This window comes from Mycoplasmopsis agassizii (assembly GCF_002272945.1).
Classification (GTDB): domain Bacteria; phylum Bacillota_I; class Bacilli_A; order Mycoplasmatales; family Metamycoplasmataceae; genus Mycoplasmopsis_B; species Mycoplasmopsis_B agassizii.
Map to the genome: position 1 here is coordinate 142833 of NZ_NQMN01000002.1, position 25853 is coordinate 168685.

22 protein-coding genes, 1 tRNA gene and 1 other RNA gene are annotated in these 25853 nt (G+C 27.5%); 19 read left to right on the forward strand and 5 right to left on the reverse strand.

Annotated elements, in window-relative coordinates:
- Positions 1-60: 60 nt before the first annotated feature.
- The 9 genes from ffs to tig all read left to right on the forward strand — a co-directional run bounded on the left by ffs (position 61) and on the right by tig (position 7217).
- Positions 61-145: signal recognition particle sRNA small type (gene ffs / locus CJF60_RS03250), an RNA gene on the forward strand.
- A 157-nt stretch (positions 146-302) separates the two neighbouring features.
- Complete coding sequence (locus tag CJF60_RS03255; protein WP_084231940.1) at positions 303-1076, forward strand: hypothetical protein; 774 nt, start codon at positions 303-305, stop codon at positions 1074-1076.
- A gap of 76 nt (positions 1077-1152) precedes the next feature.
- The gene (locus tag CJF60_RS03260; protein ID WP_143823378.1) at positions 1153-1914 is read left to right on the forward strand and encodes a hypothetical protein; all 762 of its coding nucleotides are present in this window, start codon (positions 1153-1155) and stop codon (positions 1912-1914) included.
- Positions 1915-1998: 84 nt separating this feature from the next.
- Positions 1999-2748 (forward strand): hypothetical protein, encoded by a 750-nt coding sequence (locus CJF60_RS03265; protein ID WP_084231938.1) that lies wholly within the window; start codon positions 1999-2001, stop codon positions 2746-2748.
- A 710-nt stretch (positions 2749-3458) separates the two neighbouring features.
- Entirely contained in the window at positions 3459-3830 is a 372-nt protein-coding gene (locus CJF60_RS03275; protein WP_084231936.1) for a hypothetical protein, read from the forward strand.
- 159 nt (positions 3831-3989) lie between these two features.
- On the forward strand, positions 3990-4748 hold the full coding sequence (locus CJF60_RS03280) for a hypothetical protein (RefSeq protein ID WP_084231935.1): 759 nt from the start codon (positions 3990-3992) through the stop codon (positions 4746-4748).
- 234 nt (positions 4749-4982) lie between these two features.
- Positions 4983-5059 (forward strand) — tRNA-Arg (locus tag CJF60_RS03285).
- A gap of 21 nt (positions 5060-5080) precedes the next feature.
- Entirely contained in the window at positions 5081-5692 is a 612-nt protein-coding gene (locus CJF60_RS03290) for a hypothetical protein (RefSeq protein ID WP_084231934.1), read from the forward strand.
- A 70-nt stretch (positions 5693-5762) separates the two neighbouring features.
- Positions 5763-7217 (forward strand): trigger factor, encoded by a 1455-nt coding sequence (tig, locus tag CJF60_RS03295; RefSeq protein ID WP_159444192.1) that lies wholly within the window; start codon positions 5763-5765, stop codon positions 7215-7217.
- Positions 7218-7285: 68 nt separating this feature from the next.
- Here tig and CJF60_RS03300 read toward each other — a convergent pair whose 3' ends face one another.
- Complete coding sequence (locus CJF60_RS03300; RefSeq protein ID WP_084231932.1) at positions 7286-7597, reverse strand: hypothetical protein; 312 nt, start codon at positions 7595-7597, stop codon at positions 7286-7288.
- Between the two features lie 59 nt (positions 7598-7656).
- Here CJF60_RS03300 and secA point away from each other — a divergent pair, with 59 nt between their 5' ends.
- Together secA and CJF60_RS03310 are read left to right on the forward strand one after the other, a co-directional pair.
- Positions 7657-10230, forward strand: coding sequence for a preprotein translocase subunit SecA (secA, locus tag CJF60_RS03305; protein ID WP_084231931.1), 2574 nt, complete (start codon positions 7657-7659; stop codon positions 10228-10230).
- Between the two features lie 69 nt (positions 10231-10299).
- The gene (locus CJF60_RS03310) at positions 10300-10998 is read left to right on the forward strand and encodes a hypothetical protein (protein ID WP_084231930.1); all 699 of its coding nucleotides are present in this window, start codon (positions 10300-10302) and stop codon (positions 10996-10998) included.
- 28 nt (positions 10999-11026) lie between these two features.
- Here CJF60_RS03310 and coaD read toward each other — a convergent pair whose 3' ends face one another.
- Positions 11027-11485: a pantetheine-phosphate adenylyltransferase gene (gene coaD, locus CJF60_RS03315; RefSeq protein ID WP_084232051.1), complete on the reverse strand. Its 459-nt coding sequence runs from the start codon at positions 11483-11485 to the stop codon at positions 11027-11029.
- A 55-nt stretch (positions 11486-11540) separates the two neighbouring features.
- Between coaD and CJF60_RS03320 the strand changes: the two genes are divergently transcribed.
- The 7 genes from CJF60_RS03320 (at position 11541) to CJF60_RS03350 (ending at position 21408) form a co-directional block, all read left to right on the forward strand.
- Positions 11541-12092, forward strand: coding sequence for a hypothetical protein (locus tag CJF60_RS03320; RefSeq protein WP_084231929.1), 552 nt, complete (start codon positions 11541-11543; stop codon positions 12090-12092).
- On the forward strand, positions 12092-13285 hold the full coding sequence (locus tag CJF60_RS03325) for an ABC transporter ATP-binding protein (protein WP_084231928.1): 1194 nt from the start codon (positions 12092-12094) through the stop codon (positions 13283-13285). The genes CJF60_RS03320 and CJF60_RS03325 overlap by 1 nt, the downstream gene beginning before the upstream one ends.
- The gene (locus CJF60_RS03330) at positions 13278-14273 is read left to right on the forward strand and encodes a sugar ABC transporter permease (RefSeq protein ID WP_084231927.1); all 996 of its coding nucleotides are present in this window, start codon (positions 13278-13280) and stop codon (positions 14271-14273) included. The genes CJF60_RS03325 and CJF60_RS03330 overlap by 8 nt, the downstream gene beginning before the upstream one ends.
- Positions 14266-15084 (forward strand): ABC transporter permease family protein, encoded by an 819-nt coding sequence (locus CJF60_RS03335; protein WP_084231926.1) that lies wholly within the window; start codon positions 14266-14268, stop codon positions 15082-15084. Before CJF60_RS03330 ends, CJF60_RS03335 begins: the two co-directional genes overlap by 8 nt.
- A 143-nt stretch (positions 15085-15227) precedes the next feature.
- Positions 15228-15671 (forward strand): hypothetical protein, encoded by a 444-nt coding sequence (locus CJF60_RS03340; protein WP_084231925.1) that lies wholly within the window; start codon positions 15228-15230, stop codon positions 15669-15671.
- A gap of 166 nt (positions 15672-15837) precedes the next feature.
- Positions 15838-18360, forward strand: coding sequence for a PTS transporter subunit IIABC (locus CJF60_RS03345; protein WP_234805272.1), 2523 nt, complete (start codon positions 15838-15840; stop codon positions 18358-18360).
- 543 nt (positions 18361-18903) lie between these two features.
- Positions 18904-21408, forward strand: coding sequence for a PTS transporter subunit IIABC (locus CJF60_RS03350; protein ID WP_095279139.1), 2505 nt, complete (start codon positions 18904-18906; stop codon positions 21406-21408).
- A 438-nt stretch (positions 21409-21846) separates the two neighbouring features.
- Here the strand turns inward: CJF60_RS03350 and CJF60_RS03355 are convergent, their stop codons facing one another.
- The 3 genes from CJF60_RS03355 to CJF60_RS03365 all read right to left on the reverse strand — a co-directional run bounded on the left by CJF60_RS03355 (position 21847) and on the right by CJF60_RS03365 (position 24294).
- Complete coding sequence (locus CJF60_RS03355; protein WP_143823426.1) at positions 21847-22620, reverse strand: Mbov_0400 family ICE element protein; 774 nt, start codon at positions 22618-22620, stop codon at positions 21847-21849.
- A gap of 364 nt (positions 22621-22984) precedes the next feature.
- On the reverse strand, positions 22985-23659 hold the full coding sequence (locus CJF60_RS03360) for a chromate transporter (protein WP_084232842.1): 675 nt from the start codon (positions 23657-23659) through the stop codon (positions 22985-22987).
- A complete protein-coding gene (locus tag CJF60_RS03365) occupies positions 23659-24294 on the reverse strand; it encodes a chromate transporter (protein WP_084232841.1) in 636 nt (211 codons plus the stop codon). The genes CJF60_RS03360 and CJF60_RS03365 overlap by 1 nt, the downstream gene beginning before the upstream one ends.
- Before the next feature lie 89 nt (positions 24295-24383).
- Between CJF60_RS03365 and CJF60_RS03370 the strand changes: the two genes are divergently transcribed.
- On the forward strand, positions 24384-25574 hold the full coding sequence (locus CJF60_RS03370; protein ID WP_084232840.1) for a phosphopentomutase: 1191 nt from the start codon (positions 24384-24386) through the stop codon (positions 25572-25574).
- Positions 25575-25853 lie beyond the last annotated feature (279 nt).

Below are 25853 nucleotides of genomic sequence, written 5' to 3' on the forward strand. Positions count from 1 at the left end.
TTAATGGCGAAACTAGTCATAAAATTTGATTAAATTTAAAAAAAAATCTTTATAATAACTTTGCCTATAGAATGATAACCTTGTAACCTGGTCAGGACAGAGATGTAGCAGCCACATCGAGAAGTATCGTGTCTGTAGGTTTTTTATTTTCTAAAAAACCTACAGATTTTAGTTAAATTAGTTTTAAAAAACTGCTTTTTTGACTTATTCTTTGCATTCTTTTAACAAAACAAAAAACCTTTATTTTTGACAATAGTTTATAATATGAAAATAATTTTCAAAAAATTATTAAGGTTTTAAATATGACACTCTCATATATTTTTTTATTTCTAACGGGTCTAGGTGTCATTGGATGGCTTGCTCTTTTTTATTACGGAAGATACTTTTTAAAAAAAGACCTCGCAAGACAAGAACATCAAGTTTTAAATTTATTTAAGAATAATGATTTACCTGTTTTGACTTCATATGTTGATAGCAAAATAGCTAGAAAAGAAAACAAGAAAAATTTTTTAATTAAACTTTTGCCTTTAATTTTTTGTTCTTTTTTACCAGCCATAATATCAACAATAATTGTTTTAATTGACCCAATTGTAATTGATGAAAATAACCCTGATTTTGAAAATTTTCCTTTAGGACTTTATATTGCAATGTGAGTTTTGTCTGCACTAATTTTTACCTTTTATATATGAGTTATTTTGAAAACAGCAAAGAAAATACAGCAATTACAAGTTGAAGAATTAAAGAAATTTGAAGTCCAAGATTTGAAATCTTTATATGATCAAATTTCTAATAGTTCATACAACATTCATTCCTGAGAAAAGAATACAAAAGAATATTTATCAACTATGAAACAACTAGAGGTTCAATTTAAAAATAGTAACAACTTAACAATTGAAGATAAATATAATTTATATCTTAAAGTGGTTTATAAGTCGCTTGAAAAATTTGATTATTCTTTTGCTAATTCACAAACATCGACAAAAGAGAATTACAAGATAGCATTTTCAAAAAATATTTTTGAAACAGTTTTTAAAAAAGAAATAGTTGATTGAAAAAATACTTACTTTGTAAAATAATTTTTAGCTCATGCACTTTAGTGTAAGGAAGAAATTTAAAAAATTATTCTTTAATAATATGGAAGGAGAAATAAAAATGTTTTCAATCTTAATATGAATAATATTTGGTTTTACTTTCTTAATTTATTTAGTTCCATTAGGAGCATTATTCATAACTAAAGGTTTAATTATAAATGTTAATAGCAAAATTATGAACGTTTTTAAGAACAATAAAATTCCATTTATAACTGGTTATGTTACAGGAAAATATAGTCATCAACTCCTTCGAAATGTAATTGTCGGTGAATGATTTTTAATTATTTTTTTATCTTTCATACCCTTAATTTTTATATCACTTGCTTATTCAATAAATATAAATATTTTAAACATTAGAATTGAACAAAACATAGATATTACTATTGAAAAAGTAGTTTTTGGTTTAACAGGATTTTTTACAATAATCTATTGATTATTGATGTCTTTGGTAGTTAAAAGAAATAAAAAACTCAGACTAATAAATTTAAATATTTCAACAAATCAATTTAGAAAAAGCGAATTAAAAAATTTATATTTAGAAATGAATGCAATACAAGATAATTATGATGATTTAAACATATATTACAAAATCATCGTATGAAGAGATAAACGCATAATAAAAAAGTTGGAAACTGAAAATACTTTAAACGATAAATATAATTTGTATATTTTTTCAGTCAATCACATAGCAACAAATATAAAATTTTATTCACTTGAAAAGGGAAAAATAAGTGATGCTAGATTTTTAAATGCATATGCAAAGAAAGTATTTAATACTATTTTTGAAAAGGAAATAACGCTTTGAAAATCTACTGAAAAATAGAAATTATGTTTCGTGATTTTTTGGATTAGGAATGATAAATGAAAATTTTTATTTTGTATCATCATTAAGTAAAGGAGTATAAATATGTTTAAACCAGGTATATGAGTTATTTTTGTAGTTTTTAGTCTGCTCCCAGAGGTATTATTTATTCTTCAACTTTTTTGAATTAACAAATTCATTTTAAAATTTTTAGATCGTATTAAAGATGATTTAACTATGATGGGTGTTCCGTTTTTAACACTTTATGTAAGTGGTAAATTTTCAAATTCTATAATTAAGCAGTTCTTTTTTATCGAGTTGTTTTTTTCATTTATAGTTTCACTTTTTCCACTTATTTATATGTCACTTTTTTATTGAACTCAAATTAAATTTATATCTCAAGATCAAAATATCTTTGTGGAACAGTTAATTTATGGACTATCAGGTCTTTATGCAGTAATCTTATTTAGTTTATTGTTATTAAAAACTAGAAGTAATCATAAATTTAGAGTTAATTATATTTCTAACAACACAAATATTTTTAAGAAGGCTGATTTTAGTGTCTTTTATGAAAAGATAAAAAATATAAAACACGAACTTGGTGATACAGACTTAAGTAATGGAATTTTAGGGATGCAACAAAAGCTTGTTTACAAAAAACTCTATTCAAAAAAGATTAAAACTTTTAATGATAAATATAACTTATACATTGTGGCTACTATTAGTATGATAAGAGTACTATCTAGATTTTATTCGAAAAATCCTGTACTTAGTTATGATACATTTGTGCTTGCTTACGCAAAAAATATTTTTAAAAAAATATTTGAATACGAAATTCAAAGATGATATAACTAAAAATTTTAAATTGTTTAATTTTAATTTTTTAATTACTAATTAACTGTAAAAATGAGTATCTTTTAATTTACTCTTTTTGCAAAAATTATATAATTTAGTTGTTATCTAATTGCTATTACAATTTTAGCTAAATTTTAAATTTATAATTCTGTTTTCTTATTGGTGGTAATTTCTTGACAAATAGAAATTTAAAAAATGTAGTAATGAGAATGCAGTATATCAAAAATAAGATCAATAATAATTTATGTATTAAATCACTATTCGCTTTTAAAAATATTCTTTTAAAAGTGAATTTGATCTTCGATTTTGTCATGCTCATAAAAGGAAATATAAATGTTTAATTTATATGATTGAGTAGTTATTTTTGTAGCATCATTTTCGCATAACATAATGTCTATATTTTATTTATTCATCATGAATAAACTAATTTTATGACAAAAAAACAAGATTACAACTTTACTTCATGATAATGATATTCCTATAATTACATTTTTTGTAAAAGGAGCTCTTGTTAATTCAAAGATAAAACAAATATTCCTTATGGAAATGATCATTTGATTTTTTGCATGAACAGCACCTTTGATTATTGTATCTATTTATTTTTGAATAAATGTTGAATTTATTTCTGATAATCAGGATATCCAGCCTGAAAAATAGCTTATGGTTTAACAGGATTTTATTCATTTGTAATTTTAGTCTTAACATGAATTATGATAATCAAAAATCATAGAGAAAGAAACACATATTTATGGACTAATACTCTAATTTTTGATGGTGCTAATTTAACTGAATTTTATAATAAGATTAAAGAAATTCCTTATGACTTAGGTGAGTATAAAATTAACTCTCGAATTTATGAAACACATAAAAATATTTTTAGAAGGCACCTTCAATCAAGTAAATTTAAGACCCTTCACGACAAATATAATTTATATCTTTCAACACTATTTCGCATAACTAGAGCGATAAATTTATTTGCTTTAAAAAACTCTAATATCGAAGATGATGACTTTTTATTAGGCTTTGCAAAATATGTTTTTTTACATGCTTTCAAAAACGAAATTAATCAATGACAGAAATAATTTTCTTGTTTTATAAATATTAACAATTAACCAAAAATAGGATAGCAATGATGTTACCCTATTTTCATATTTAAAATTTGGTGAAAAGGGTATAATTAAAGAAATATCTATCTAATAAATCAATGCTATAAATATGGCATTAAAAGTAGAGTATTAAACATGATTGAAACAGTTGTATGAGTATTTTTTGGGCTTACTTTTTTATTTCCCTTGCTAGCAATTTTAGCAAGTCTAAAATTGTTTAGAAATAGAGCACAAAAGAATAATAGAGTGATTGAAAAACGTTTAAAGCAATTTAATATTTTATATATTACACCTTTTGTTGATGGAAAAGTTTCTAAAAGCAATAACATAGCATGAGCTTTTACAGAAATCTTTTTAGCTATTTCTCTTTCTATTATTCCATTATCTTATTTTTCAATAGCTTATGTTATTTCACTAGAATTCATCACGGATCAAAATTCAATCATCATTGAAAAAATTATTTATGGTTTAACTGGTTTAGCAACAATTATTTTTTGGATTGTAGAATCTTTAAACACTGCTAAAAATTACAAAATCAATAAGAAAACAATAATGGAAAATTCCAAATTGCTAACAAAGCAAAAACTAGTAGATCTATTTAAAACTATAAGTACGATACAACTTGATATAAAATCTTTAGGTGTAAAATATCGACCGCTAGATATTCAAAATTTAAGATTCGCAAAATCAATTTTTTTGAGAAAAGATGAAAATATATATGACAAATACAACTTTTATTTTCAAGCAATGAATTATGCTGCTCAGGTGATTTTACAAACTCCACTTAAAAATACAAGTGTAAGTAATAAAGATTACTTGAGTGCTTATTCAAAGAAAATGTTTTATTATATTTTTGAAGATGAAATCAAACACTGAAAAATTTACTTAGATTAATCTAGTTATATTTTTAGGTCATCAAGAAAACATCTTTAACTGCTTATTAGAATATTGATGCCATTTATAAAGCATCAATATTTTTTATTTATGAAATTAATGCTAACAAAATCAATATTTTAGTCAGTTTTTAAGAAACAAAATAGCCTAAAATTAACCTGAAAAATTAGTGTAATTTTCTAAATATTTTTTTAACAAAAGATACTAAAAATTTACTATAATAAAAAAACGGTTGATTGCGTAGCTCAGTTGGATAGAGCACGAGCCTTCTAAGCTTGTGGTCGGAGGTTCGAATCCTCTCGCGATCGCCATTTTTTTTATTTAATAAACATATGGACAATTCATCAAAAGAACTTCAGACTGAAATTGAAACAATATTAGGGCTTAATGAAGAAGTAAAAACTAAAATTTTTCTGCTCGAAAAATTAAAGTTTCAATTTGTTTTTCAACATGAACAAGATTTAATTGATGAAGCAATTGAAAAAGTTAAACTTGATAAGTTAGAAGATAATTACTATAACTATCAAGAAATTTTATCTAATTTTCAAAATTATCCAGATGAATTAGTAATTGATTCAATTAATGGCATTTTAAAAAATGAAACATCAGAAATAGATAAAATTAAACAAATTTTTCATTCTGCTCATAAGCATTCATTAAAATTTCATGCACTAGATAAACTGATTAGATTAGAAGAACATTTTGATTTTTTCTACAATCAAAAAATCTTTAATACGAAAGATATTTTGCCTTTTAAAAAATCTTTAGCATATGTAAAAGTTAGCCAGTTGCTACAAAGTAACAACTTAAGCGAAGAACATATTCAGGATTTATTAAAAATCATTTTTAATGAAAAGATTTTAATTGTTGATTATTTTTTAGATGAAAAATATCAACAAAAAATCATTGAAACAGCAATGATTTTTTTAGATAAGATTAAATAAAAAAATATTGAGTTATTTAATATAATATAAATAATTTTTAAAATTTCAAAAAATTATGAAAGAGGAAATAATGACAAAAAGAACTATAGACAAAGAAAATAGTGAAATCGTTATTGAAGTTTCTGTACCTTCAGCAGAATGAAAATCTGCGCAAGAAAAAGCATTTAACGAACTATTAAAAACGGTTAAAATTGATGGTTTTAGACCAGGTTCAAAAAGCCCTGCTTTTAGAGAACAAGCAAGTAGAAGGATCTCTTCTCAGGTAAAATGAGAAAAAGCAATTAATGAAAAATTTTTAAATAAATATTTACAAATTGCTAACGAAAAAATTGATCCTTCTAAAGATACAATTTTAGATTCACCTAACTATACAATTTCAAAAATTAGCGATGAGCAATTAGAAATTAAATTCTTATATCCAATTTATCCTGAAATGGAAAAATTTAATTACACAGGTTTAAAATTAAAATTAGGACACTTAACTCCTGATAAAAAAGACCTTGAAGAAGCAATGCAAGAATTCACTAGAAGACATGCCAAATGAGATTCAACAACTGAAAAAGCTAACGAAGGTGATGAGATGGTTTTTGACTTTGTTGGGTCAATCGATGGAGTTGAATTTGATGGTGGTTCTGCAGAAGATCACTCATTAAAAATTGGTGGCAAAACATTTATTCCGGGTTTTGAAGAACAACTTGTTGGACTAAAAACTGGTGATAAAAAAGACATTAAAGTTAGCTTCCCAACTGACTATTATGTGTCTGAATACGCTGGAAAAGAAGCGGTTTTCGCTATTAATGTTAAAGATGTTAAAAAGCCGGGAACTGTTGAATTAAATAAAGAATTTTTTGACAAAATTAGTCTTAAAGATGTAACTGATGAAAAATCTTTAAAGGAATATTTAAAGAAAAATCTTGAGTCAGAAATTGCTGATAAAGCAATTGAAAAATTCAGAGCAGAAGCATTTAAAGAAATCAAAAAAGGTAGTGAAATTTTATATCCAAGAGCCCTAGTTTTACGTGAAATGTCAGCAATTAACAAGCGTTTTGAAGACACTTTAAAACAACAAGGATTAACTAGAGCAGAGTATCTAGAATATTTAAAATCTTCAGAAGAAAAATTAACTGAACAAATCAGAGATGAAGCTAAAAATTCTTTAACAGATCAATTAATTTACGTTGAAATTTCACGTCGTGAAAAAATTAATGCAGAGCAAAAAGATTATGATGCACACTATAAAAAATTAGCTGCAACATATAAAATGTCTTTAGAAACTGTTACAGGTGCTTTAACAAAAGAGCAACTTCAAGCAACCATTGTTAACTCATTAGTAGCAGATAAATTAATTGAATTAAACGACAAAAAGGGTTTTGAAGAATTAACTAAATATCGTGAAGAACAATCTAAAAAATATGATGAAATTCTTAAATCTTTAGAAGCAGAAAAACCTAAAACTGAAAAAGATTCTGAAAATAAAGAAAAACCTAAAAAATCAACAACTGCTAAAAAAACTGCAAAAAAATAAATTAAATTTAGAACCTGAATTAACAGGTTCTATTTTTTTATTTGCAGAATAAAAATATTTTGAATTGACTATTTTAATAGTTCATCAAGATATTTTTTAACTTCTTCAAGTTGTTCATGATTTGAAATTAATCATAATTCTTGATCATCTAAAACTGAATTAGACATAAAAATTATGTCTTCTTCAATTGCTTCTAAATCAAGTTCTTGATCAGATTTTTCTACTTGTTTAAACATGATTTTAAACAAGGTATTTTTTAATCAAAAAGTTAGATCAATTGCTTTTAGATCAGCATTATCATTCAGTTTATACTCGATTTTTTTCTCGTATAAATACTTAATAAAATCTCGTTTTAATTTCTCTAAATCAGCATTATACATAATTTAATTTTATCTGAAATAATCAGGTTGCTTTTTTCTTTATAAAGTAAAATACTAATATGCTTGAAAATCTAAAAAAATCATTTAACAAAGTTTTTAAATCAACTGAAATGCGTGTGGCTGAAAATGAATTAATGAGAATTAATTCATATAAAGAAAAATTTGCAGCCATGAGTGATGAAGAATTAAAAGGACAAACTGCTATTTTCCTAGAACGCCTTGAAAAAGGTGAAACGTTAGAACATATTAGAGCAGAAGTTTTTGCGACTGCTCGTGAAGCAACCAAAAGAATTTTAGGAAAGTTTCCTTATGATGTGCAAATGCTAGGTGGAGTTATTTTAGATCTAGGTTCAGTTGCTGAAATGAAAACTGGTGAAGGAAAAACTATTACTTCAATTGCTCCAGTTTATTTAAATGCACTTTCTAAAAAAGGTGTAATTGTTTCAACAGTTAATGAATATCTAGCAGAACGTGATGCTTTAGAAATGGGTGAAGTACATAACTTTTTAGGAATTAGTGTCTGTGTTAATAAACCACAAATGAACCCAACTTTAAAAAGACAAGCTTATGCTTGTGATGTGACTTATTCAATTCACTCTGAACTAGGTTTTGATTATTTAAGAGATAACATGGTTGGTAGTTTAGAAGAAAAAGTGCAACGTGGGCTGAACTATATTTTAATTGATGAAGTTGATTCAATTTTGATTGATGAAGCTAAAACACCTTTGATTATTTCAGGTGGAGAAAAAAATCAATCTTCAATGTATTTATCAACTGATCAATTTGTTAGAACAATTTCTCAAGAAGATTATGAAATTGATGAAGAATCAAAAACTATTAAGTTAACTGAATCAGGTATTGATAAAGCAAATAAATTTTTTAATTTAAATAATTTATTTGACATTGCTAATTCAGAACTGGTGCACCGCATTCAAAATGCACTGCGTGCTCATAAGATTATGTCACTTAATGTTGAATACATTGTGCGAGATGAAAAAATTGAACTAGTCGATGCTTTTACAGGTCGTGTTATGGAAGGTCGTGCTTATTCAGAAGGATTGCAACAAGCAATCCAAGCAAAAGAAAGAATCGAAATTGAACCAGAAACTAAAACTTTAGCAACAATTACTTATCAGAATTTCTTCAGGATGTTTAATAAATTATCAGGTATGACTGGGACAGGTAAAACTGAAGAGCAAGAATTTATCGACATTTATAACATGCGTGTTAATGTAATTCCTACTAATAAACCAATCGTTCGTAAGGATGATGATGATGTAATTTATCTTGATATGCAAAGCAAAAATCAAGGTATTTTAGAAGAAGTTCAAAGAGTTCATAAAACAGGACAACCACTATTAATTGGAACACAACAAATTGAACAATCTGAAATTCTGCACGAAATTTTTAAAAATGCAGGGCTACCTCACACTGTTTTAAATGCTAAACAAAATGCCTCTGAAGCAGACATTGTTTCGCAAGCAGGGCGCTTTGGTGCAATCACAATTGCAACCAATATGGCAGGGCGTGGAACAGACATTAAGCCTGATGAAAAATCATTGCAAGCTGGTGGACTTTATGTTTTAGGAACTGAAAAAGCAGAAAGCAGAAGAATAGATAATCAGCTTCGTGGTCGTAGTGGTCGCCAAGGTGATGTTGGTTATTCAAGATTTTTCTTATCACTTGATGATCAATTAATTTTACGTTTTGCTGTGCAAGATAAATGAAAAGCAATGTTTGCCAAAGCAGGTACAAAACCAATTGATGATAAGCAACTTTTACAAGTTGTGCAACGTGCACAACGCAAAATTGAAGGGTTCAATTTTGACTCTCGAAAAACAGTTTTAAACTATGATGATGTTATTAGACAGCAAAGAGATTTAATCTATTCACAACGTGATTTAATTCTTTCTCAAGATGACTTATTAAAAACAATTGAAGCCATGATTAATCGTAGTGTAAATCATATTTTGAAGCTTCCTATTTTTTATTTAAAAACAGGTCAAATTAATTATTCTGAATTAACTAATTACATTAATAATCAGTTCTTAAATTTAAGTAAATTTAAATTTGAAGAAGCTAAATTAAGATCAATGCATATCGATGATATGGCTGATTATTTAAGCGACATTTTAAAAGATGAATATGAAGAATTAAGAGTTAATATTGCTGAAAATTATGGCGCAGGTTATGTTCTAGTTGAAGAAAGAAGTAAGATCTTAAAACAACTTGATCACCTATGACAAAATCATATTAATGCTATGGATAAATTAAGAACAAATTCTAACTTAGCACAATATGCTCAAAAAAATCCATACCAAATTTATACCCAAGAAGGTACAAAGAAATTTGATGCTCTAATTATTCAAATTGCTTTAAATGCTTGCGTTGATTTATTTAATAATCCACAAGCAGCCTACCGAGAAAGAAATGTTCTTTCACAAGAAATTCAAGCAGGTAATACTTTAACTTTATCCGTTGAAGATCTTGAAGCATTAAAAAGATTTGATCTTGAATCGTTAAATGAAAATGTAAGACAATCATTATCATTTTTAAATGAAGATCAAATGAAACAACTTATCAAAAATATTGAACAAGCAGCATCAGAAATTAATGCTAAAAAAGATAATTAAAAATTTTAATTATCCAAATTAAAAGTTTTGAACTTTTAAAATTATTTTAAAGATAGAAAGATTCTAGTAGTGAAGAAAAATAAATTAAGCCATGAAGCAGAAGTCAAAATTCTTGCTTTACATGCATCAACTTATACGATGCAAAGAATTTCTTTAATGGAGTGGGCAACCTATACCGAAGATGAAAATTTTGATATGGATGAACTAATTAACTTTTTGTGTTCATCATTTTTATACCACTTTTATCAGTATTGAAACCTAGCTCAAGTTAAAGAAAACTTGCAAATTAATGACTTTATTAATAGCATGGATACTTTAAAAGACATTCTTTCACCTAGAAAATTTATTGAATTTATTAGTCAGGGTGCAGATTTAAAAGAATTTTTACTTGTTCTTTTAGTACAAAGAATTGACTGAATTGAAGACCTTGAACGAGCACTTGATTATTATCAAATAAAATGACTGGCAGTTCAATATGCTAATTATTTAATAAAAGAGCAATATAACGGTGGTTTTATTGTTGGCGAAAAAGAAAATAGTGCACTAAGTTTTGTTAAGGATGTTTTTAAAAAACTATCAATTCCTTTTGAATCAAAAAGCGTTAAATTACGCTTTTCAGATAAGAGTAAAAAAACTTTAATAAGTGTTTCACTTGAAGCTGAAAAATTAGTTCCACTTGATGATTATTTAGTTGAAGAAGTTTTATCTATGGAAGATGTTCAAAACTTTTTCAAAAGAAAATATGAAGAATTTTCACCACAAAAATAATTATAAAATGATACGAAAAGAGCCTGTTTTAGGGCTTTTTCGTATTTTTTTTGTCTAAATATTTTTGATGTCGTTCAAGAGTAGATGAAAATGTAATTCCTTCAAAATCAGGAAAAATAATAATTGTTTCTAAGTCGTTATTAAGCATTTTATTTCCAGCAGCTAACTCTGTTTCATAATTATAATCAATTACATTTCGGGCACTTCTAATTAAAAAAGTTGCGCCTAATTCTTTGGCTAAGTGAGCTGTAAATTTATTTTTATTTATTAAGACTTTTACATTTTCAAGTTTTTCATCAGTAATTAATTTTTCAATATTTTTTTGTGCTTGTTCAAAATAATCAGAATTAGTTTTATCAGGATTTTGAGTTATAACTACATAAATGAAATCAAAAAGTTTTAATGCTTTTTTTAAAATCAAAAAGTGACCCCTATGAAAGGGATTAAAGGAACCAGGAAAAATAGCTATTTTTCTTTTTTCTGTCATTGCTGAATTATAATTCAAAAAGTGCAAATTAAAAATATTATTGTGAGGTGTTTATATGTTTTTTAATTTAAGTATTTATGATGACAAAAAAGAAGCGTATATTAAAACTGTTCAATCAGTTTTGAATATTTTAAGAGTAAAAGGTGCAGGAAATTTATTAATATCTTCAACTGATAATCTGCAAGATTTATATTTTTTTCTAAATATTTTATCCAACGAAGAAAGTTTAGATTGAAGCAAATTTAATATTTTTGTTGATGATAGTAATTCTAATTCAAAAAAATTAGATGATGTTTTTTTGAATCAAAATGATTTTAAAAATATTTTTTATTTAAATCAGATAACTGATTTTGAAAAATATAAAAATGTAAATATTGACTATGCCTTTATTGACATTCAATCTGAAGTTAAGTTACCTTCAACTCAGCATTTAATAAAAAAATCAACAACTATTTTTTTAAATTTTCAAGATGGTTTCTATAACCATGAAATTAAAAATATATTGACTTCAAGTAAAGAATTATCGCTTACTGGAATCGATTTATCTATCGGTCAATTTACAAATTTTATAATTCACAAAAGTGATTTTGGTAGCATAATTAAATAATGAAAAATTTTTCTGACTCAATTATTGAAATTCAAAATTTAGAATTTTCTTATAAGAAGGAAATTGTTTTGAAAATTGATAAATTAAGCTTTCCAAAAAATAAAATTTCAGTAATGCTTGGACCTTCTGGTTCAGGGAAAACAACCCTACTTAATCTAATTGCTGGGTTTCTAAAAAATAAAAATGGAAACATCAATTTAAACAGTAACCAAGACTTAAGTTTCATAACTCAAGAATCAGTTTTATATGATCAAGTTAGTACCTTCAGAAATATTTTTTTATCAGCTAAAAATTCTGAATCATGATTGATTTCAAAGTATAAAAATTTTATAGAAACTCATAAACAATATCTAAATAATTTTTTAAAAAATCAATACGATAAATTAATAAATATTAATAATTTAAACAAGAAACAAATGTCACGAACAACTTATAAATTAGGATTAATTTATAAGTCTTTATGAACATTAATTTTCTTCAAAGATATAAAAAAGTTCAGACCAACATATAAACAATTTTCAATCAAAAATATCGCTAAAAAGGAAATTAAAAAAATAACTGAGAAGTTAGAAATAGATGAATTTCTAAATAAAAATGCAGGGCAACTTTCAGGTGGTCAAAGACAAAGAGTTGCTTTTGCGAAAGCAATTATAAAAAATTCATCCATTATTTTAATGGATGAACCTTTTGCAGCACTTGATGCTAAGATCAAAGAAAAAACAAGAATTTGATTAACTAAGATTCAAAAACAATTTAACTTAAGTATTGTCCTTGTAACACATGATCAACAAGATGCTATGATAGTTGGAGATTATGTTTTAGTTTTAAAAGATGGTGTTGTTCAGCAATTTGATACACCACAAAATTTATATTCAAATCCAACAAATTTATTTGTTGCGAAATTTATTGGTTACCCAGAAATTAATTTATTAAAAGAAGAAACTGGTAAGAAATATTTTATTCGCTCAAACAATATTCATATTTCAAATGATGAAAATCCAAATGATTTAGTAACTATTAAAAAAGAAATAGGTGAAAATGTTTACTATGAAGTTTTTTCAAATCATTATAAAAAACCACTAGTTGTACTTGACAAAAAAAGACTTTTTAATGCAGGTGACAAAGTCAATTTAATTATTGATAATGATTCAGTTTTAGTTTTTAATGAAAAAGGTGATAGAGTGTATGCTTAAAAAATTTAATTCAAATTTTTTTAAGCAAGCAATTAAAAATTACTTTTTAAATAATTGAAAAGGTTTTGTTTTGCTAGCACCTTTACTTATTCTTTTAATCATTTTTACAATTGTTCCAATTTTTGTAACTTTTTCAAATTCTTTTAATGTTTACCCGCCACACACAAGATTAGAATCTTTTGCTGGAATAGAAAATTTTCAAGATGTAATTGAAAGTGAAAGTTTTAATGACGCCATTAAAAATTCAACTTTTTTAATGTTTGTAGCAACCCCTATTTCGCTTTTTTTGGGAATTGTTTTTGCACTGGTTTTGTCATCAATAATTATTAAAGTTGCAATCAATGTTTTTACAACTATTTTGTATTCACAATTTTTTATTTCTTCATTTGCAATCGGTGCTTCATTTATTATGCTTTTTGGAGAAAAAAATATTTTGGCTAGCATTTTAAATTTAGATATCTCTTTTGGAACTGCAGATAATTCAGTTTCGATTCTTTGAGTTTATTTAATTTTTCAGATTTGAAGATCATTACCCTTTAATATAGTTTTATTTACCTTCACTTTTAATCGTGTAAATGAAATTCATTTCAAGAATTTTAAAAACGATAAGTTAACTATCGTTGATAAATTTTTTAATGTTTATATTTTTCAAATTAAGAAGAACTTTTTTAACATCATTTACACTAATTTCATTTTTGCTGCTTTAATGTATCCTGCAGCAATTGTTGATTTTAACGATCTCGATCTTGTTAGAGGTCATACAATTACAAGTTTTATTTATAATTTATTTTTACCTCTTAATGGAAGTATAAATATAAATTTTGAAATGGCTTATGCAGCTTCATTTATTGCTTTTGTTTACATTTTAATGATCATCTTTTTAATTTATATAGTTCGTAAAAAATTTATCTTTATCTTATTAAAAAGATCATTTATGTTTTTAAAACATAAATGAATTACGAATAAAAAAGGAATGAAACATGTTTAAGTTTTATTCAAAAGAAATTATTAAATATGTTTTAATAATTGCCATTATAATTTTAATTTTGTTTCCACTTTATTATTTAATTGTGCTTGCTTTAACAAGCAATTCATTTATTACTAGTGGCATTGCTTCATTAACACCTGATGGAGTCAATTGAGAAAATTTTTCAGAAATAGTTGATCAAAAGTTTTTAGATGCTTTTGGATTATCAGTTGCAGTTTTAGTTTCCCTAGTTTTAGTAAGATTATTAATTTATACGCTTGCTGCTTTTGGTTTGAATAATGTCACAAATCTGACTAGAAAAACCTTTATCATAATTTTAATATTTATCAGTTTAGTACCTGATATTACAATTTATTTGTCTTTAAAAACATTTGCTAATCAGTTTAATTTAATTAACTTTCCTTTTATTTTTTCATTAATGATTAACGGCTTTTTTTCATTCTTTTTGATTAATTATTTATATTCAGCAGTTAAAAATATTTCAGAGAAAAAAATTAAGTTAGCCAAAATGGATAATTTAAAATGATATGAATCATTTGCCTATGTTTATTTTCCTTCAATCAAATTTGCCTGATTTTTAATAGCAGTTTTTACCTCAGTGCAGTCTTGAAATGACTATTTATGACCTAGATTTGTGTTAAGCAGTTTTGATAATCAGACAATTTCAATTTGATTTCTTAGCCTAGGTGATACAGGTTTTTCTAAGTTAATTAACTTACAAGCTGCAGGTTCAGTTATTGCTACAATTATTCCCCTTGGAATTTACTTGATTTTTTCTAAAAAAATTAATAAGGCAATTTCTGGTAGATAAATCTAAAGTAAAAAGTTGGTTTTTTAACAGTTTTTTAATACTCAAAAAAGATATTTAATATATTTCAAAAAAGAGTGCTTTTTTAGTGTTAAGATAATTAAGATAAGAGAAAAAGGCGAGAGCTAATTAACCAAGAAATTAACATGCGAGCCAGAACAAAATTATTTATAACACTTGCTGTCATAGTAGTTGCTTCTGCTTCACTAGTAGCTTCATCGGTTGCAATTAGCGACCACTTTGATAAAGAAATAACTGCTAGTCAGAATCAAGATGCAATTATTAAAAGCAGTCAAAGCGATGCTTCATTTTCGCAAGAAGATGATATTTTAGCATTAATCAACAAAGCCTTGCGTTCTAAAAATCTGCAAAAGATATTGGTTAATAAAAATAGTCTTATTGATGAACAATGAGTAACTTTCTTGAATCAACAATACCTTGTTAGTCATGATAGTCTAGCAACAATTGTTGATGATAATAGTGAAACCTTGATCATCAATTTGCATCACAAATTGAAGGATCAAGATACGATTGAAAACATTCGAATCGCCATTGATAAGACTACCTTTAAGGCTAAAAAAGTAGCATAATAAACAGCAGGTGAAACCACTTGCTGTTTTTAATTATTTTTTTTAAAAAAATTCTGCAAAATTTTTCACATTGTGAAGAAGCAGTGACAAATGGTCGGGATTTATGATAAAATGGATTTACTTCTAACAACTTAGAAGTTTTTTAATAAAAAAAGAAAGGATTAAAATGCAAATTATGCAAACTTTAAGAATGAAGTCAGCTTCGATTTCTCAAGCAGAAAAACCTGCTAAAGAAAAACGAAAATGATTTTCACGTCCTAAAGGCAAAGCAAACCATAATAGTGGTCGTGGTCGTAAGATCTTATCAAAATTATCAGGTGCTTTTTTACTACCTATTGCCATTATGTCAGTTGCAGGAATTTTCCTAGGTGTTGGAGCAGCGATTGTTTCAAATGCTGGTGATAATGCAGGTTTAAAAACATTTGGAAGTTTTATTCAGGCAATTGGTAACCCAGTTTTTGGTGCTTTACCATTACTATTCGCAGCTGGTTTTGTCATCGCCTTTACGGATGAAGCTGGTGTCGCCGTCTTCAGTGTCATCATTGCTTATTTAGTATTTGTTAATATACAACAAGCTTTTATTTACCCTATAAATACTGAAGCAAAAGCAATTGAAACACTAGCAGATGGAACAACTAAAGAACACACAATCAAAACCCTAACGGGTTACGATATCTTATGATATAACGGGGGAGATAGTGGTCGTGACCCTGTCGCCATGAAAGGACTAGTAGGTTCTTCGCTTGGATTTACCTCACTTCAAACATCAGTTTTTGGAGGTATTATCATCGGTTTAATTGTTGCTTTTCTTTATCGTAAGTTTAATGCAATTAAATTCTGAGCAGTCTTTAACTTCTTTGCAGGAAAAAGATTTATTCCAATTATTTCAGTATTAGCAATGGTGCCTTTAGCATTTCTATTTCTAATATTTTGACCTTGAGTAGGTCAAGGGCTTGCCGCTTTTGGGGAAGCTTTAGGTAAAGCAACATACGCAGATAGTCTTATCTTCGGTTATGTTGAAAGATCATTAGTACCTTTTGGATTGCACCACGTTTTCTATTCAGCACTTTGATATACACAAGTTGGTGGGGACTTATCAGCTGCTTACACTAACTTTACAAATGCAGGTCATATAATTATTGACCCCGCAACAAATGCAGCTGTTGTTGCTTCAGAAGCAAGTACTGCAAGTGGAGTGGCAAATTGAGTTTATTCACTTCTTAACAAGCAAGATGTTTGACAAGGAGATTCAACTATTTCCTTGCAAGTGGTAAAACAAACATTTAATGATGTTACTTTTAGATTAAATGGAAGCACTGAAAATCAGACATTACCACTATATGCCTTCATTCAGGATCAATTCTCAACTAGAGTCGGAAGATTTATGCAAGGTAAGTACACCTTCATGCAGATGGGCTTACCTTTTGCAGGATTAGCGATGATTATGGCTGCACCTAAAGATAAACGTAAATTAGCTTTATCAGCAGTTTTACCAGCTGCTTTTACAAGTTTTTTAACAGGAATAACAGAACCAATTGAATTTACTTTCTTATTTTTAAGTCCGTTCTTATTCTGAGGTGTACATGCTTTCTTATGTGCTATTGCCTTCTTATTATTGAACGTTTTATCAGTTCACTTAGCAATGTCATTTTCAGGTGGATTTATCGACATGATCATCTACGGAATGTTACCTGTACAAAAAGGAACTAATTTCTGATGAGCATATGTTGTCGGTTTAGGTTTTGCGCCTACTTACTTCTTCATTTTCTACTACTACATTAAATGAAAAAATCTAGCAACACCAGGTCGTGGAGACACTATTAAGTTATTCTCAAAAGATGATTACAAATCAAAAGGAGCAAAAGTTGCTAAAGGTGACTTAGATCCTAAATTAATGTTAATCATTGAAGGAATGGGTGGTTTTGAAAACATCATGGTTTATGAAAACTGTGCTTCAAGACTACGTTACGATGTTAAAGATACATCTAAAGTTTCACAAGAAAAACTTAAAGCAGCAGGGGCTTTTGGAGTACAGATTACAGGTTCAACTCACGTTCAAGCGATCTTTGGACCTAGTGCTTCACCTATTAATGCACAAATTCATAAATATAAAGAAGAGTACACAACTAACCCTGAAAAATTCAAAAACTATGCAGCAGATGCTTCTCCAGTAGTTGAAGAAACTAAAGCAGAAACAACTAGTGCAACTACTAACAAATTAGTACCTGCTTTATCAGTTAAAGCGCCTATTTCAGGAACTATTAATGATTTAGGATATATTAATGATGGTGTCTTTTCTGCAGGTCTGCTTGGTAATGGAGTTGTAATTACTCCTAGCGAAGATAAAGGTGTAATTAAACTTTATTCACCAGTTGATGGTACTTTAGAAACTGTTATGGATTCATTACATGCTTACGGAATTACTACTAAAGATGGAGTTAAATTCTTACTACATGTTGGAATTGATACAGTTAACTTAAAAGGCGAAGGATTCAAAACAGTTGTAAAACAAGGTGACCAAGTTAAACAAGGTCAATTGCTTGGAGCATACAATGTTGACTTCCTAAAAACCAAAGTTGCAAAAACTGATTTAATCATGATTTTACTTGATGAATCGGAACACAAAGAAATGAAAGATTTAAAACTTGAAAATGTAAATCAAAATGATGAAATTTTCAAAGTTGAATAAAACTTAATTTCAAAACATAAACGAATCTTTTTAATAGGGTTCGTTTTTTTATTTCCAAATTATGTAATCATCTTTTTAATTTTTTCAAGTTTTAAAATAATAAATCAATGCCAATAATGAAAGATATCAATTATTTAAATAATGTCTAAAAAGCCCTAAAAACGGCTCTTTTAAGTTATTTCTAGATTGTTTAAATATATTTGTTCAAAACTATTTTATTTAGTAAAAACACATACTAAAAATATTTGCATTATTAAAACATGAAGTCATCTTTTTGAAATTAAGGCATCTTAATTTGAAAAAGTATTCATTTAAATTCAAATTATCTTTTAGATTTAGGGAATAAATTTAGCCTCTAAAAAATCATTAATTACTTCAGTAATTTTTGACAAATTAATATAATTATTATAATAGGAAATTTCATTATTTTTAGCTTTACAAAACTCACTCCATAAATCGTTTTTCTATTTACTAAAAATAGCAGTTTTAATATGACTTTAAATTTATTTTTTATTTTCTATCTAATTTAGAAAGGAGCAAAAATTGCAATTTTTACAAGTCAACAAAATTAATTTATTTTCTTTAAAAAATAAATTAAAAGATCACAAATGAAAACTTTTTGCAAGACCAAAGGGCAAGGCAAACCATAATAGTGGAAAAGGTCGCAAACTACTATCAAAACTTTCTGGTGCTTTCTTACTACCTATTGCAATCATGTCTGTTGCAGGTCTATTTTTAGGTATTGGTGCAGCAATTGCTTCTAATGCAAATGGAATAAATGGTTTAAAAGTTTTTGGTAATTTTTTACAAGCAATTGGTAATCCAGTTTTTGGTGCCTTGCCACTATTATTTGCTGCAGGTTTTGTAATTGCTTTTGCAGATGATGCAGGTGTTGCTGTCTTTAGTGTTATCATTGCTTATTTAGTTTTTGTCAATATTCAACAGGCATTTATTTATCCCATAAATACGGAAACAAAAGCAATTCAAACACTAACAGATGGTACAACCAAAACCCATACAATTAAAACGTTAATTGGTTATGACATCTTATGAACTAATGGTGCTCTATCAGGAAGAGACCCTTCTGCTATGAAAGGAATTGTCGGGGATTCGCTAGGCTTTAAGTCCTTACAGACTTCAGTTTTTGGTGGAATTATCATTGGTTTAATTGTTGCATTTTTATATCGTAAGTTCAATGCAATTAAATTTTGAGCAGTATTTAATTTCTTTGCAGGAAAAAGATTTATTCCAATTATTTCTGTTCTAGCAATGGTGCCTTTAGCATTCATATTTTTAATTTTTTGACCTTGACTAGGTCAGGGCTTAGCAGTTTTTGGTGATGCCTTATCAAAAGCTGTCTATATCGATAGTTTTATCTATGGTTATGTTGCTAGATCGCTAGTTCCTTTTGGTTTACACCATGTTTTTTATTCAGCACTTTGATATACACAAGTAGGAGGTGACTTATCAGCACAATATGTTAATTTTATTAATGCAGGCAATGTCATTATTGATCCTTTAACCAATGCTCAGGTTGTTGCTCAGCAAAATGGAAGTGGTGTTCAGCATTGAATTTGATCATTAGAAAACGAACAAAATGTTTGACAAGGTGATTCAACAATTTCCTTGCAAGTTGTGAAACAAACCTTTAACACAGTCACTTTTAGAATAGGAGCAAATGGCGAAAATCAGACCTTAGAAATTTATGCTTTCATTCAAAATCATTTTAATACAAGGGTAGGAAGATTCTTACAAGGCAGTTTTACAGTTATGCAAGTAGGCTTACCTGCTGCAGCATTTGCAATGGTTATGGCTGCACCAAAAGATAAACGTAAAATTGCTATGTCAGCAACTTTACCTGCTGCCTTTACTAGTTTTTTAACAGGTATAACTGAGCCTATTGAATTCACCTTTTTATTCTTAAGTTCATTCTTATTTTGAGGTGTTCACGCTTTCTTAGAAGGCTTATCATTTTTACTAATGAATGTCTTATCAGTTCATTTAGCTAGATCATTTTCAGGTGGCATAATTGACATGATTGTTTATGGAATTATACCTGTTCAAAAGGGTACTAATTTTTGATGAGCATATGTTGTTGGCTTAGGCTATGGACCGTTATACTATTTCATTTTTTACTATTATATTAAATGAAAAGATCTAGCAACTCCAGGAAGGGGAGATAACATTAAATTATTTTCTAAGGCTGATTTTAAAAATAAAAAATCTAAAAATGATCCTGAAAAATTAGATCCTAAATTAATGAAAATAATTGATGGTATGGGTGGTTTTGAAAATATTTTTGTTTATGAAAATTGCGCTTCAAGACTTCGTTATGATGTTAAAGATACTAAGAAAGTTTCTCAGGATAAATTAAAAGAAGCAGGAGCATTTGGTGTTCAAATAATTGGTGATAATCATGTACAAGCAATTTTTGGTCCTAGTGCTGCACCACTTAATTCGCAAATTTCTAAATATAAAGATGAATATAAAATTAACCCTGATAAATTTAATAAACTAGAAAGTAATGAAAAAATTGAAATTACTAAATCAGAAAATCAATTAAATAAAATTGAAAAATTAGAAACTCCTTTAGTTGTAAAAAGCCCTATTTTAGGGAATATTAGACATTTAAATGAAATGAATGATGGTGTATTTTCAAAGGGTTTACTTGGTCAAGTAATTGTAATTACACCATCAGAAAAAAGTGGAGTAATAAAAATTTATTCACCTGTAGATGGTATTTTAGAAACTGTCATGGATTCAAAACATGCTTATGGAATTACCACAAAAGATGAAATTAAATTTTTATTGCACATTGGAATTGACACAGTTAATTTAAAAGGTAAAGGTTTTAAAACAATTGTAAAACAAGATGATCATGTTAAACAAGGTCAGCTTCTTGGTGCATATAATTTAGATTATTTAAAATCTAAAGTTGAAAAAACTGATTTAATTTTAATCTTACTCGATGAGTCAAAATACAAAAATATTTTGGATCTAGAATATAAATTTGTAAATCCAAAAGATCAAATTTTCAAAGTTGATTAAGGAGATTTCTACTTGATCAATACAAAAAAAATCTTACTAAAAGAAAAATAAAAAAGAGCCTAAAAAGGCTCTTTTTCTCTGCCGCTTATTGACAGCCCAATCCACTACTTGAGAACACACTAGTTAGACAGTTAATAAATTAACTCTTTCTCATATCTTATGTTCTTTAGCAACTTCTATCACGGCAATGGGGCGTACTATGTGATAGCTTTAACACTAATGTGGGGGTTTAAATGTGCATATAGTTATGAAATAAGTTTTCTTTTGAATAACCTATGCTATATAATTATACAAAATTTTGAGAAGTTTTAAATATTTTTAATAAATCACTTAATTATTTAAGGAGTAAAGCAGTAGTGGGGAGTTCTTGAAGCCTGTCTGAATTAAATGGTTATTCAAAAAGTATAAAATAAGTAAACTTTTTATTTGACTTTTTACTTATTTCATCCCTAGACTATTTCCATTTTCATTTAAAGCTCCTAGATCAAGCTTATGTCTAAATTTATATAGCTTTATTTTGGATAAATCAACTGATAAATTAGAATTTATAATTTCTTGAATATTTCACACAAACATTGATTTTAGGTCTTCTAATTCTTTTACTAATTCACTTTGTTGAATAGTTGGGTGATTAATAAAATTTTTAGAAACTTGTTTTTCTGAAAACATAAATTCAAAATCTCTTAGGTAGCTTAGCGAAAACTCAGGGTGATTGACATAAGCATTTTTATATAACTCCATTACACTATTGCTTGCGTAAATAATTTTGGTTTCAGTATTCTTATACTTATTTAATGTTATTTCTGCAAGTGCAATCTCAGGTGGTGTTTTTAACAACCTTTTCGATAGATCATCAAATATTTGCTTTATTTCTATACTCTTAATTAGTTTTACTTTTGTTTTTTGTTCTGAGAAAACATTTTTATTTAACAAATTCTTCTCCACCTTATAAATTACATCATTATCTATTATACTCTTTATAGACATTTGGTAGCCTTCGCCCTGTCCTTCCAAGATGATTTTTTTTAGATTGTAAGCAATATTTTTGTGCTTGTCTTTATAACTTTGTAGTGCCATAAAATAATAATGATTTTTTCCTACAAAAACAATTATGGGATGAACATTTTCAACAGATATATTCATTAAATTTTTGAAAAAATACTTATTCTTTATCATATATGGTCTTAATAATTTAAGGTCATTGTTATTCATTGTTGTTATATTTTAGCAAATAAAAAAGAGTCCGAAGACTCTTTTTCTCTGCCGCTTTGATGACAACCCATTCCAACACTTGAGAACATACTAGTTAGCCAGTCTTATAAAACTCTATCTCATATCTTATGTTCTTTAGCAACTTCTATCACGGCAATGGGGCGTACTAAATGATAGCTTTAACACTAATGTGGGGGTTTAACTGCATACGTAAACGCACTAAATAATTATACAAAAAACTTATTTTTTTACTCTGATTTTATCTTTACAAATTTTCTAATTAACAATTCAATTTTGAACTTCTATCTTCACTAAATCCAAATTGAAAAATCGGTTTCATTAAAATGAAAACCGATTCGAATAATTAGGCGAGCCATGGTTGGAAAAATAAAAAGGCTAATGCAAGTGAATAAAAAATACTAATTAATAAGTGTTTTTTATATTTACCACTTATCAATAATGAACCACCAATTGCTAAAATTAAATAAACAGGTAAGACATAAAGTCTTCAACCAACAAAGAAACTAGCATCGCTATTTAAATTGCTAGGATCTTTATAAACTATATATTGATCAATGCTTTTGTTGAAAGAAACAAAAGGTAATAGTAAACCGATTAATAACTGAATAACTAAAGCAATAATGATTCCTGCTATCACTGGTTTCATGTATTTAATTGATAAAACTAAGAACCTATTATGTTCTATTTTTTTAACAATTGCCATCGAAATAATCATGATAATTGTCGCTGGTAAAACAAAGACTGCATAGGTCAAAAACATGGCTAAGTAGCCCCATCATTGTCCTTGCGAAATTAAAATACCTGTGAAAATACTAAGCTGAGTAGAAAAAACTCCTGGCGTTAAATTACCAACTACAAAGATATTATTAATAGTTTCAGGGTCGATTGGAATATTAAAAGTTGATGCCAGAAAGTTTCACATATTTTGAAACATTGGCATAAAAACTTGCCCACCACCAAAAACTACTAAGGAAACAAAAACTGTGTAAGGTAAAGAAACTAGTAAAGCAATAAACATTATTTATCCTTACTTTCTTTTTCAGTTTTTTGTTGTTTTTTTAGCTTTCTTTGCCGAACAAATTCAATCACAAAAACGACTGCAATTAAGCCAACCATTACAATTGCAGCGATATTATAAGGTGCTGGAATAAAGAGTGCAAAAACGATCGTGAAGCAAAATAAAGAGACTCATAAAGGAATACTTAATTCCTTATGAGACATTTTTAAATACCTTCAACCAAACAAAATTAAGGTCGCAATAATTGCGCTCAACACCCCTAAATTAACGACAAATAAGTAGCGTGGAGGTAGAAATTGAAATAAATAAAAAACTAAAACTGCAAGTAAAACATGGGGTAAAACTGCAATTAAAACAAATCAGATCGCATTAATTTTACCGAGCCTAATACTTGCTATATAAGTTAAAGCCTGTAAGACACTAGGTCCAGGCAACATATTGGCAACGATTAATAACTTATCAAATTCTTCTTCACTTAATCACTTAAACTTTAAGACACTATACTTTCTAATAATTGGCATTAAAGCATTACCTCCACCAAATCCTAGGAAGGTAACTATTTGAATAAAGTAGAAAACTTGCCAAAAATCCTTAAATTTCGGCCTTACTTTCGGTTTTTTTTCAGGTTTTTGCATTAACTTTTATTATATTGATAAATTTTAATTTTGCAGAGTAAAATTGAACATGAATTTAATTTCTAACCTAAATTTGAAAGGAATAATATATGAAAAAATTTAAACGTGTTTTTATGATCGTCACTGATTCACTAGGAATTGGTGCTGATGAAGATCAAAAAGCTTTTGGTGATGAAGGTGCTAACACTTTTAAAAGTGCAGCAACTTCTGATCTTTTTGAAATTAATGAATGAAAAAAAATGGGGATTGGTAACATTGCTAATTTAGACCATAAGTGAAAAGTTAAAAAGCCTTCTGCTTATGTCATGCCTGTGCAAGAAATTTCCAATGCTAAAGATACTTTAGCAGGACACTGAGAAATGATGGGTGTCAAAACTGAAAAACCATTTCCAACTTTTTTTGAAAACGGTTTTCCAAAAGAGTTAATTGATGAATTATCAAAAGCTTTTGATAATAAAAAAATTGTAGGAAATAAGTCTGCTTCAGGAACTGAAATCATTGATGAACTAGCCCATGAAGAAAGAGACAATAACGCTGTGATTGTCTATACATCTTTTGATTCTGTTTTACAAATCTGTGCTAATGAAGCCTGAATCGGCCTTGATAAACTATATGAATATAGTAAAAAAGCTAGAGCCATTTGCTCTTCAAGACCGGAATGAAATGTAGGAAGAATTATTGCTCGCCCTTATGTTGGTGATAATGGTAAATACACAAGAACTTTCAACCGCCATGACTATGCCAACGTGCCACCTCGCACTATTTTAAATAACTTAATTGAACATGGTGTTGAAGTTATTTCTGTTGGAAAAATCAATGATATCTTCGTTGCTTCAGGAATTAGTAAGCACATTCCTAGCGGCAGTGACAATGTCGGGATGGATATAACTATCGATCTAGCGATGGAAAAAGGTAAAGAAAGACAACTGATTTTCACTAATTTAGTTGAATTTGATTCACATTACGGACATCGACGTAATGTGGATGGTTATGGGCAAAATATTACTAATTTTGATATTAAATTAGCAAAATTAGTGAATGCTTTAACTGAAGATGACTTGTTAATTATTACTAGTGATCATGGCAATGATCCTGCTTATCCAGGTTTTAATCATACTCGTGAATTGTTGCCATTAACTATTTATTCAAAAGCTTTTAAAAATCCTAAAGTTTTACCAACTGTGACTGGAATGATGACTTCAGGAAACTTAATTGCTAAAAATTTTGATGTACCTAGATTAAATGATTTAGGTGAAGATATTTCTGAATTATTAGTGTAAAAGTTTTACTTTTAAAATCAAAAGCAGAATGTTTTTGACCTTCTGTTTTTTTAGATTTTTTCTAATAAAAGTAGCATTTTTGTTAGATTTAATCGTCTTATTTTGAAATTTGTCATAGTCATAATAAGACTTGCAGATTATAAAAATATCTAGTTCAAAACATATAATTTATAATTTATTTGATTATCTTTCAAAAACTGTTTTTGCCTTAAAATTAAAGTCAAAAACAGTTTTTTGAAATTCCTTAATTTAAAGCAAAATATTTTAGATATAATTAAA